Origin of the sequence: Psychrobacter sp., from assembly GCF_035469765.1 — a bacterium.
GTDB lineage: Bacteria > Pseudomonadota > Gammaproteobacteria > Pseudomonadales > Moraxellaceae > Psychrobacter.
In genome coordinates this window covers 1-11,167 of record NZ_DATIRM010000180.1, presented here as the reverse complement: position 1 = coordinate 11,167, position 11,167 = coordinate 1, and the positions used below count along the sequence as shown (strand labels likewise).

8 protein-coding genes are annotated in these 11,167 nt (G+C 43.0%); 5 read left to right on the top strand and 3 right to left on the bottom strand.

The window, feature by feature from the left end:
- From VLN09_RS05180 to VLN09_RS05170, 3 genes are all read right to left on the bottom strand, one after another.
- Positions 1 to 3,020, bottom strand: a 3,020-nt coding sequence (locus tag VLN09_RS05180; RefSeq protein ID WP_325244335.1) for a LysM peptidoglycan-binding domain-containing protein, incomplete at its 3' end; no start/stop codon positions are given.
- Positions 3,021 to 3,204: 184 nt separating this feature from the next.
- On the bottom strand, positions 3,205 to 3,699 hold the full coding sequence (locus tag VLN09_RS05175; RefSeq protein ID WP_325244333.1) for a hypothetical protein: 495 nt from the start codon (positions 3,697 to 3,699) through the stop codon (positions 3,205 to 3,207).
- 309 nt (positions 3,700 to 4,008) lie between these two features.
- Entirely contained in the window at positions 4,009 to 5,283 is a 1,275-nt protein-coding gene (locus tag VLN09_RS05170; protein WP_325244339.1) for a hemolysin family protein, read from the bottom strand.
- A gap of 566 nt (positions 5,284 to 5,849) precedes the next feature.
- On the opposite strand from VLN09_RS05170, the gene yajC reads away from it, so the two are divergent.
- The 5 genes from yajC to VLN09_RS05145 form a co-directional block, all read left to right on the top strand.
- Complete coding sequence (gene yajC, locus VLN09_RS05165) at positions 5,850 to 6,128, top strand: preprotein translocase subunit YajC (protein ID WP_325244331.1); 279 nt, start codon at positions 5,850 to 5,852, stop codon at positions 6,126 to 6,128.
- 297 nt (positions 6,129 to 6,425) lie between these two features.
- Positions 6,426 to 8,303 (top strand): protein translocase subunit SecD, encoded by a 1,878-nt coding sequence (gene secD / locus VLN09_RS05160; protein ID WP_325244329.1) that lies wholly within the window; start codon positions 6,426 to 6,428, stop codon positions 8,301 to 8,303.
- Between the two features lie 73 nt (positions 8,304 to 8,376).
- Positions 8,377 to 8,547, top strand: coding sequence for a hypothetical protein (locus tag VLN09_RS05155; protein ID WP_325244327.1), 171 nt, complete (start codon positions 8,377 to 8,379; stop codon positions 8,545 to 8,547).
- A gap of 47 nt (positions 8,548 to 8,594) precedes the next feature.
- Entirely contained in the window at positions 8,595 to 9,557 is a 963-nt protein-coding gene (secF, locus tag VLN09_RS05150) for a protein translocase subunit SecF (RefSeq protein ID WP_325244337.1), read from the top strand.
- 207 nt (positions 9,558 to 9,764) lie between these two features.
- Positions 9,765 to 11,167, top strand: a 1,403-nt coding sequence (locus VLN09_RS05145; protein WP_325244325.1) for an MATE family efflux transporter, incomplete at its 3' end; no start/stop codon positions are given.

The window sequence follows — 11,167 nt, the reverse complement described above, 5'->3', positions numbered from 1 at the left end:
GTTAGACGTTGACCACGTTGCAGCATCGTATCCACTGCAATATCGTTCATATCGGCAAGCTCTTTGGTTGAAACGCCATATTTACGTGCCAGTCCAATCAAGCTATCACCTGAGCCAACCGTATAGCTGACGGTGACTTTTGGTACTTTGATGGTTTGTCCACGCTGTAGCTGGGCATTGGTTGCCATATCATTAGTGGCAGCCAAATCTTCGACTGAAATACCAAAACGGCGTGCTAATGCAATCAAACCATCACCTGACTGAACCTTATAGCTCTCAGTATTACCAAGCTTTTTGCCACTAGCGGTTGGTGTTTCAGTCTTAGTAGCAGTGTCTTTACTAGCCGCAGTGCTAATTTTGCTAGTGTTAGCGGTGCTGCTAGTAGAAGTACTCACGCTGCCTTTAGCAGGAATGGTAATCGTGCGACCCAATATCAAATTCGCATTAGTCGTGAGATTGTTGGCTGCTGCCAAATCACTCAAACCAATATTGTAACGCTGGGCAACACCCGTCAATGTATCGCCTGATTTTACCTTATAGCTAACGGCTTCATCATTTAGCTTACGATCAACCAATTCTTTTGATACGGGCACTTTGATAGTTTGACCGCGTTGTAGGCGAGCTCTGGCATCGAAACTGCTATTTACCGCCGCAATATCTTCAGCACTAACGCCAATACTATTAGCAATACCAATCAAGGTATCGCCTGATTTCACTTTATAATTGGTTGTCGGCACAGATCTTGAACTGCTGGTCTTAGTAGGTGTACTACTAGCGGTGGTCGCAGGCGTAAAATCTACGCTAGTTGGCACTTTTAAGGTTTGTCCGACATATAGCGAATCTGTCGTTCCAATATTATTAAGGCTAGCCAATATCTCAGTCGTTATATTAATTTGGCGGGCAAGCGCAATCAAGCCATCACCCCCTTTGACTTTATAGTTTTTAGTCGCAGTCGATGACTTATTTGGTTTGGTCGATGGCGCAGCAGGTGTGCTGACTGGCGCTATCACTTTACCAGGGATAAGCCATAGTTTTTGACCTCTCAATAAGTCTGCACGGCTACTTAAATTATTATAGGTTGCCAGCTGAGTGACTGATAAACCAAAGCGATTAGCAGTACCGATGAGTGTATCACCGCCTTGTACCACATAACTATCTGGTTGGCTCGCACTTGTCGCACTGTTATTACTTATCGGCGTAATTGTTTTGGCATCATACAGATACAAAGTACTGCCAGATAGCAATTTAGCGTTGGCATCTATTTGGTTCCACTCTGTAATATCGCGCCAGTTTACACCAGAGCGACTGGCAATATTAGCTAAAGTATCGCCACGTTTGACCGTATAAGTAGTACGTGTACCTTGAGGTTTTGGTTTACTAACTGAGGTTTTTGGGAAGCTCAGTTTCTTCTCTTTTCCTGTGGCTTCTAAAACAGACTGCTGCGTCTGTACTGCCGATAGATTGATATTACCATCAGCGTTAATGACATTGGTTTCAGGCGTGTTAATGCGAATTTGAGTGGCAATAAAATCACGCTCCGCTTTACTTAGCGGCGGCTCTTGAATGATAGTATTGTTTTGAGTAATTTGCGCCGAGGTGGTCGGTAAGCTGTTGCTGCTCTTTAGCTCAGCATTGATTTTTTTGGTTTCTGCTGAGGTTAAAGGGGGTTCCGTACGTACTGAGGCACTGCCACTATAAACTGAGCTGCTGGTAGTTGATGACGATGGCGGAATATAGCTAGTAGTTTGCTGCGGCACACTGGCGCTTGCCGCATAATCAGCAAGACCTTTACCAGTAGAGGGCAATGAGGTGCTGCCGGTATAAGGCTTAGTGTTATAGCTTGGTGTCGTCGATCCAGAATAGCTTGGCGTAGTAGTGCTGCTTGTATTGTTAGACGCCAAGATGTTACTGCTACCATTGCCTCTCAAAGCGCTCAACCTAGCATCAGTAGTAAGACTAACATCATTAGGGATGATAATACGCTGCGGACCTGATGAGTCAATACGTGTTGAGGTCAACGCTGTATTTAGTCTTTCTAATTCGTCGTAGCTAACACCGGTTACTTGTGATACTTCGGCTAAGCTAACGCCATAATTAACTGGCACACTACGGAAATGTTGGCGGTTGGCGATAGCCGGTAAATAGACACCATATTGCTCAGGCTTAGCGACGATTTCGGCAACGGCCAAAAAGCGCGGCACATAATTCATGGTTTCAGTAGGTAATCTAAGTGACCAATAGTCGGTAGGTAAGCCTTGAGCTCTATTGGCATCAATGGCTTTTTGCACACGACCAGGACCGGCATTGTAAGCGGCTAAGGCCAGCTCCCAACTGCCAAACTGGTTATGCAGTGCGGTCAGAAAATCATAAGCGGCACGTGTTGACTCTATGACATCACGGCGACCATCGTAAGTGCTGCTTTGATTAAGACCGTAAATGCGACCTGTACTTGGAATAAACTGCCATAAACCTGCCGCCGCCGCGCTACTGGTACCACTTGGATCGTAGGAGCTCTCAATCACAGGTAGCAAGGCTAGTTCGGTGGGAATATTCCGACGTTCAGCTTCTCGTACTGTGTGATAAATATAGCGACTGGCACGTGCAGTTAAGCGGTTTAGATAGTCTTGTCTACTGGTAAACCAGCCTTTTTGTGCTTCAATACGCTGATTATAAACTGGCTGTCCACCGTTCATACGGTAACCTGCGCGCAGGCGATTCCACAAATCACCATATTGTTGAATGGCAAGCTTATTGCCTTCAACCATAGTCATATCGGTGGCTTCTAACAAGTCAGCAAGCTCATCCAAGCTCTCAGCATCCAAAAATGCGGTTGAATAGTCTGCATTACCCGCCGGCTGAACTTGGGTGATAGGACGTTTAGTAACCACAGCTGTGCTGCCAGTCGCACCCGTCTTCTTCACCGCTGATGTATTACTACAAGCACTGATAAGTAGAGTCGACACTGCAAGCGTCAGTGGTAAAGCGATAAATGAGCGATAGTTTGATGACACATTAGACATGATAGTAAACGTTTCCTAGCAACAAGAAGTTATAAAATAAAGTTGATTGACAGTATAGTACGCAATATCAAATAAAGACCAGCTCAATATAAAAGATAATGCCCAAAATCCAATTTGATTTATCTTTTGCGATCAAAGCTTATGATTGAGCGAGTTTATTTATTTATTTTTATTAATTAACTCACTAATTAATAGCTACTTGTGACACAGCGCGTAAAAGCACTGCGTTACCAGTAGATAAGGTCAGCGTAACCCTTGATGTGGTGACAAACGATACCTGCTGACCGTCTTTTACCCAACTCTCATTAGTTGTCACATTGGCTTTTGCTTGCCCACCGCTAATTACGACATTATCAACACTGATATCATAGCGATAGTTTGAAGTATTGTTCCAGCTACTTTGTAATAGCTTTAGATATGCTTCTTTATCTAGGCTCGTAGACTTACCCTTTCTTGACATTGAAATCAGTGCATCATCAGAAACCAAGCTCGCGACCTGATTGATATTTTGACTATTGGCAGATGCTTTCATAGCAGCAGCATAGTTCTGTACCAAGGCTTCCGTCATGGTTGCTGCTTGCGCACTGATACTCATCATACCAACAGTAGCAACGATTGCCGTTATACTAGCACTCTTTAGCAATAGAGCTAATAGCCCTTTTCCCCATAATTGTTTCATGATCTTCCTTAATGTTAACTCAGTCGACTTATGATGACTGAGCTACTAGCAAATTATAGAATACTGTTTATACCCGATGAATGTTATATTCATAAAAGCATCCTAACAAGAATCTTATATTAGATTTTTAGCCGCTTCTTGTTAGGATGCTTTTAGCCTATCATTTAATTCTCACAGTCATGTGACACCCTGTGTAATTATTGCGATAAACACAACAGGGCATCGACTCAGACAAACGACTTTATTTGATACAGAAAACCATAAACTATTACATTTATCCAACTTCAGCAGTCATTACTGACAAGTCTTTTACGGCTTATTGTCAGGCGTATAATCTTCATAGTGCTCATCATCGCTCAGCTTCATACCCAAGCGCTCAACACGTCTGTCCATCATTTGCCGCGCGAGTGCCTGCATATCTTCAACACGATCTATCTCATCAACAATTTCAAGACCTAAGAGTGTTTCGAACACATCTTCTAAAGTAACCAAACCTTTAACTTCGCCATACTCACCTACTGTAATAGCAATATGGATACGGTTTTTGAGCATGAGCTCAAGCAAATCAAACAACTTCATCTTTGAAAACACAAAGGTGATGTCTCGTTTAAATTGCGTCAACGGTTTATCGACTGCTTGATTCACTTTTGACAATAGCATATCTGTTTTTAACACAAAACCCGTGATATTATCCAAATCACCATCATAAATCGGTAGTCTTGAGAAGGTCAGCTTTGGGCGATCAACCAATAACTCTGCCACTGTTTTATTTTCTTCAAAAGCTAGCATAACCGAACGAGGCGTCATAATATCTTCAACTTTGATGGCACCAAATGCCAGTAAGTTACGGATAATACGTGACTCTAATGGGTCGATCTGTCCCGACTCTTCACCGATACTGGCAAGCGCTGCGAACTCACGGCGGCTAAATGCCTGCGGTTCTTTACCGCGTACTAGCAGTTTGGTGAATTTTTCTGATATCCAAATTAATGGATACAGCAGTAAAATAATACCTCGTACAAAATAAGCAACCATGCCACCTAATTGACGCCAGTATATAGTCCCGAGTGTTTTTGGCATGATTTCAGATAAAAATAAAATAGCCAATGTCATGACTGCAGAAAATAGTCCAAACCAAGCACTACCAAATACAATTGTCGCCTGTGCGCCAGCACCAATAGAGCCCAAGGTATGCGCCACTGTATTTAGCGTCAAAATAGCCGCCAAAGACTGATCGATATTATCAATCTTTAAGCTTTTTAGCATATTTGCTTTTTTTGGATTGGTTTCTTGAATATCAGCAATATATGACGGTGTCATACTGAGTAATGCTGCCTCTGCCAACGAACAAATAAATGAGATGCCAATCGCCACCAACACAAATAAGATGAGTAGTAATACGCTGCTTGTGCTTGGGTCCGCCAATGCTTCAGCAGCCCAAACGGTTTGCGGCGCCAACGTTATCCCAGACAACAACAGAAATGACTTGATACTCAATCGAGTATCGCCACGCATCGTCGGGGGAGGTTTGGCAGAGGCGTCTTTACGACAAGCACGCGAACGATGTAAACGGGGTACAGACATAAAAGAGGTAAACAAGTTAGGTAACCTAAACAAAGAAGTAGAAGGAAGTCACAATATATCATGAGCAGACGTCAGCAGATACAAAATAATAGCTGCTAGATGCTGAGCTTTTGATACATAAATGAGAAAATAGCGCTCACTACAGTCTATAAAATCTTATGATAAAGACTGAGGAGCGTTGGCTTTTGATAGTAGCATTGATGCGTTTATTTCACAATAAATCGCTTTATATTTCAATGAGGGCAATACATTCAATAGTAAAGCAGTCTTGATTGTTATTGCTTGCATAATATGGTCAAAACACCTTAAAAAGGCTACGATACTGCTGGTATATCAATATTACTTTTCACTGAATATAACTATTTAACACAGGGCTTGTTTTATAGGCTAATAGCTTCCATGTATTATAGGCAATTTAAAAAGGAAAATATTTGCGATAGTGTGCTATTAACTTGTATATAGGTTAAGAAAAACACCCCCAGCTTATGATTAACAGTTACCAAGTCTGGGATTTTTTGCTACTATGCGTCTAAATTTAATATTATCTATAATTTATTGAGAGAGATATGGAACAGTTCGGTCAGATTTTATTACCAGTTGCTTTTTTTGCGATTTTTTACTTCTTAGTGATTCGCCCACAATCAAAACGTACCAAAGAGCATCGCGCTATGGTAAGTGCTTTGACAGTCGGTAGTGAAATCATATTTGCCGGTGGTTTGATGGGTCGTATCAAACATCTAGAAGGCGATTATGCAGTGGTCAGCTTAAACAACAATACGGACATCAAAGTACAACGTGCTTCTGTTATTTCAGTATTGCCAGCTGGTACTATCGAAAGCGTATAATCGTCATTGACAGCTTTAATAATTGATAAATGCAATCGTTAAAAGTAGTCAGCACGATAATGACTGGCTATTACTGTATCAGTATCAATTAAGAGTTGTTATGATTATAAAATGACCGTACATTATTTACGGTCATTTTTGACTTTATGTTTTACTATCATCGCGGATGATCGCAGTGGTGCACTATCATGGATGCTATGGCAGCTTTATAAGCGCCTCACCATTGTTATCGCTAACTTCCCACCGGCTAACTTGTGACCTGCGTCGCCAGTAGTTTATCAACTTAAAGAAGTGATTATGCAATATCCCGCTTGGAAATACCTACTCATCACCGTCGTACTAATCATTGCCGGTCTATATGCTGCTCCTAACTTATATCCTGACGAACCTGCCGTACAGATCACCAGTGCCGCAGCAGGTACGCAGTTGTCTGATGGCATCTTGACCGAGTCGCAAGATTTGTTAAAAGAAGCGGGCTTGAACTACCATGATGGTACGTTTAAAGGCAACAGTGCGTTAGTACGTCTTGACAATCCAGTCGATCAGCTCAAAGCTCAAGAAGTATTAAGACAAAATTTGGGTGAAAACTATGTGGTTGCGCTGAACTTAGCGCAGACAACGCCACAGTGGTTGCGTGATATCGGCGCAAAGCCCATGAAACTTGGTCTTGATTTACGTGGTGGCGTACGTTTTGTGTTAGAAGTCGATATGGACAAGGCGCTCGAACAACGTCTAACCAGTGCCAGTCGTGATATTCGACGAGATCTAAGAGCTGAGCGTATTGCTGTTAAAGGTATCAAAAACGACAAGCGTAGCGTGGTATTGCATTTTTCTGATACAGACACTCGTAACCGTGCACAAAACGTTTTGCAAAGCTCGGTGGGTAACACCTTTGCCCTGCAATCTTCTATCGATGCGCAAGGTCCTGCCCTAATTTTATCGTATAACGATGCAACACTTGATGAAATCAACAGCTATGCGGTCAATCAAAATTTGACCACTCTGCGCAATCGTATTGCCGAGCTTGGGGTAACAGAAGCTTTGGTGCAATCACAAGGGGCTAGCCGTATCGTGGTTGAGCTACCTGGCGTACAAGATACTGCTGAGGCAAAACGTGTTCTTGGTCGTACTGCCAATCTTGAATTCCGTATGGTTGCTGAAGGTGCCGAAAATTATACGGGCGGTATTCCACCTGCCGGTACTGAAGCGTTCCCATTTGAAACCCTTGATGGTCCGCCAGTATTATTAGAGCGCCAAGCGATTGTCACTGGTGACAAGGTTACCAATGCTCAAACCGGTATTGATGAAAGCGGCTCACCTGAGGTTAGTATCACCTTAGATAGTGCTGGTGGTAAGCTAATGCAGAATGCTACCCGTACAGCGGTTGGCAAGCAAATGGCTGTATTGTTTATTGAAAATAAACAGCGCATCGCTTATCAAGAAGACCCAGCGACTGGCGAAACTGTTGAAGTTCGTACGCCATATGCTGAAACAAAAGTCATTAACCGTGCCAATATCCAAGCAGTCCTTGGCTCATCATTCCGTATTACCGGTCTTGATAGTAGTGCTGAAGCGGCTGAGCTTGCGCTGTTACTACGTTCAGGCGCATTAGCGGCACCGATGTATTTCGTTGAAGAGCGCACCATTGGTCCATCACTGGGTCAGGAAAATATCGATAAAGGGTTATTCTCTACGCAGGTTGGTTATTTATTAGTCTTTGCGTTTATGATTATCTTCTATCGCCTGTTTGGTGTGATTGCCAATATTGCCCTAGCAGTGAACGTTATTATCATCATCTCTATTATGTCAATCTTAGGCTCATCACTGACGCTACCTGGTATTGCTGGTATTGTATTGACCATTGGTATGGCGGTCGATGCCAACGTTCTGATTTTTGAGCGTATCCGCGAGGAGATAGCTAATGGAGTGAGACCGAAATCGGCTATCGTGGCAGGTTTTGATCGTGCCTATAGTAGTATTTTCGATGCCAATATCACAACCTTACTCGTCGCCTTTATCCTATTTGCGATTGGTACGGGTCCGATTAAAGGCTTTGCGATTACTTTAGCGATTGGTATTGTCAGCTCACTGTTTACCGCAATTTTGGTAACCCGTGCGTTGATACAAATTGCTTATGGTAAGCGTAAATCTATCAAACGTCTGAGCATCGGTTAGGAGAAAACTATGGCAATCGATAATAACAACCCTTTATAACAACAGAATAATCCTGAACCGAACGGCGCAACTAATGAAGCAAGTACGCGTCGCCGTAAAAAGCCGCGCCGTGATGGCAAAGGTAGCAATACCCAAACCAATAACGCCACTGCTAAGAAATCAGCTAGCAAAACTCAGCGTAGTGGCAAAAGCGCTGATAAAAACAGCCAATTACTCGCGACTGCTGCTATTGATCCCAATCTAGCGTTAGGGGACGCCGCTGACGATGCTGCTTCCTATGCCGAAGGCGGTATCAAAGCCGTTGGTGATCAGCGTATTATCCCTTTTATGAAGATAGAAAAGCCAATGGGTATTTTATCAATCATTTTGGTGATTGGTAGTATCATTGCGATTGCAGTCAATGGCTTAAACCTTGGTCTTGATTTTACCGGCGGCGTGTCAGCAGATGTGCGCTATGAGCAATCTGTCGAGCAAGGTGATGTCGTCAATGCGTTAGCGGATAATGGCTTTGATGATGCAGTCGTTCAGTATCTAGGCACCTCGCAAGAGCTGCTAATACGTTTGCCACCTCAATCTGATAACATTGATGGTCTTAACACCAGCTTGAGCGAAGCGTTAGTGCTACCTAATAACAATGTTGAAATCAGCAACGTTAACATTATCGGCAGTCAAGTGGGTAATGAGGTTTACCTAAGCTCAGTCATGTCGATTGTGCTCGCACTAGTGTGTATGCTGGGATATGTCGCCCTACGCTTCCAGTTCAAACTGGCACTTGGCGCAGTATTGTCCTTGTTTCATGATGCTATCGTGACAATCGGTGTCTTTGCCTTATTTGGCTTCCCATTCGACTTAACGGTACTAGCGGCTATCTTGGCATTGATTGGTTATTCATTGAACGATACCATCGTCGTTTATGACCGTATCCGTGAAAATTTCCGCCGTGTCCGTGGTATTAGTCCTCGTCAAACCATTGATTTGTCATTGACAGAGACCCTACGCCGTACGATTATGACTATCTCAACCGTACTATTAGTGGTATTAGCGATGCTATTCTTAGGCGGCGATGGCTTATTCTGGTTCTCAGCGGCACTGTTTATTGGTTTACTTGCTGGTACTTATTCATCTACCTATATTGCAAGCTCGATTCCTCTAGCAATGGGTCTGTCACGTGATGACTTTATCGTCAAAGTAAAACCTGAGTTTGAAGAAGAAATCGTGACTTTCAATGATCCAAAGATGTTTGAACAAGATTGATAATGGTACCCCTGCTCACTTAGTAAATTCTCTATTAAGTGAGTAGATAAGCATTATTATGACAAAAGCACCTAGATTCTAGGTGCTTTTGTCTATGTATGATAGTCAAAATCAAATCAATACCCAAAGCGTTTAGCGCTGCTATAAAGTTTTATTTTTAACACTATCTATGAGTATTCTTAATCTGCCTATCTAAGCGATTGTCTTATGTCATCTACCCTACCGCCAAGTGCTATGCCGCCCATTGATACTGGCTATGCGCGTATTATCGCTATTGCATTGCCAGTATTACTGGCAAATCTTGCCATGCCACTACAAAGCGTCATTGATACGGCGATTGTTGGCAATATGAATGACACGGCAAAACTTGCTGGTATTGGGCTTGCAGTACAACTGCTGTCATTATTGCTCGTCAGTTTTAACTTTTTGCAATATGCCTCATCTGGACTTTCGGCGCAAGCTCTAGGGCAGTTGGCTAATAAAAACACTGCTCATAGCGACACTCTAAAAAATAACTCTAGTCAGCAATCACCGCTGTTGTCCATCTTGCAGCGTGCTTTGGTGTTGGCATTTATGATTGGCGCGATTCTCCTACTGGCAAAACCTTGGCTCATTGATTTTGGTCTACAAGCGCTCTCCGCTAATCCTGATAGTGGCGCTGCAGCAAAGACCTATTTAGATGTGCGCTTTTGGGGTGTGATCGCTGAGTTGATGAACTTTGCTTTTATTGGCTGGTTTGCAGGTCAAGGCAAGACCCGCTATATGCTTTATCAACAAGGCTTTATAGCCGTGATTAATATCATCCTGACGCTATTTTTTGTCTTTGCGATGGATATGGGTTTGGTCGGTGTCGCCTTGGGTACAGTGATTGCCTTTTGGCTGGGTGTAGTATTGGCATTATGGTTAAGTCGTCTACATTTAAAAATCTCTTGGCAGGCGTTATTTACCGCTGACCCGCAGCATTTTAGTAAAGATAAAATGCTTAGGCTATTTTCTTTAAATAAAGATATTTTTATTCGTACGCTTATTTTAACCTTAAGCTTCGCTTGGATTACTCGCCTCTCTGCCCAAAGCGGCGACGTCATACTCGCTGCTAATGCTATTTTATTACAAGTATTGAGTATCTCAGCCTTTGCCCTTGACGGGGTGGCAGTCTCTGCTGAGACGTTAAGTGGACAAGCAGCAGGTCGACGAGATTGGTCACGCTTTCGCATTATTGTGAAGCGTACCGGCATCGTGAGCTACGGTCTTGCTATCCTGCTAAGTGCGATATGGTGGCTTGCCATGCCCACATATTTACAGTTTATGACCAATATCGAACCTGTTTTTACGCTCGCCTACGACTACCATTTATATGCCGTCTTGTTACCACTTGTCGGGGTTGGTGCTTACTGGTTAGATGGGATATTTTTTGGTTTAACAGCAGGTAGTATTATTCGCAATGCAGCCCTTATATTAGCGGCTATCTTTTTCCCATTGAGTTGGTTGCTTTATCAGCAGTGGGATATGACGGGCATCTGGCTAAGCGTATGGTGTTTATTATTATTAAGATTGATTATCCTTGGTGGATTTTTATATCGCGCCCATCAAACAGGCAGTTATGAGAAACT

What these genes read in the sequence shown, in the direction of transcription:
- VLN09_RS05170 (WP_325244339.1), bottom strand. Translation starts at nt 5,283, where the DNA reads ATGTCTGTACCCCGTTTACATCGTTCGCGTGCTTGTCGTAAAGACGCC.
- secD (WP_325244329.1), top strand. Translation starts at nt 6,426, where the DNA reads ATGCAATATCCCGCTTGGAAATACCTACTCATCACCGTCGTACTAATC.
- VLN09_RS05175 (WP_325244333.1), bottom strand. Translation starts at nt 3,699, where the DNA reads ATGAAACAATTATGGGGAAAAGGGCTATTAGCTCTATTGCTAAAGAGT.
- yajC (WP_325244331.1), top strand. Translation starts at nt 5,850, where the DNA reads ATGGAACAGTTCGGTCAGATTTTATTACCAGTTGCTTTTTTTGCGATT.
- VLN09_RS05155 (WP_325244327.1), top strand. Translation starts at nt 8,377, where the DNA reads ATGAAGCAAGTACGCGTCGCCGTAAAAAGCCGCGCCGTGATGGCAAAG.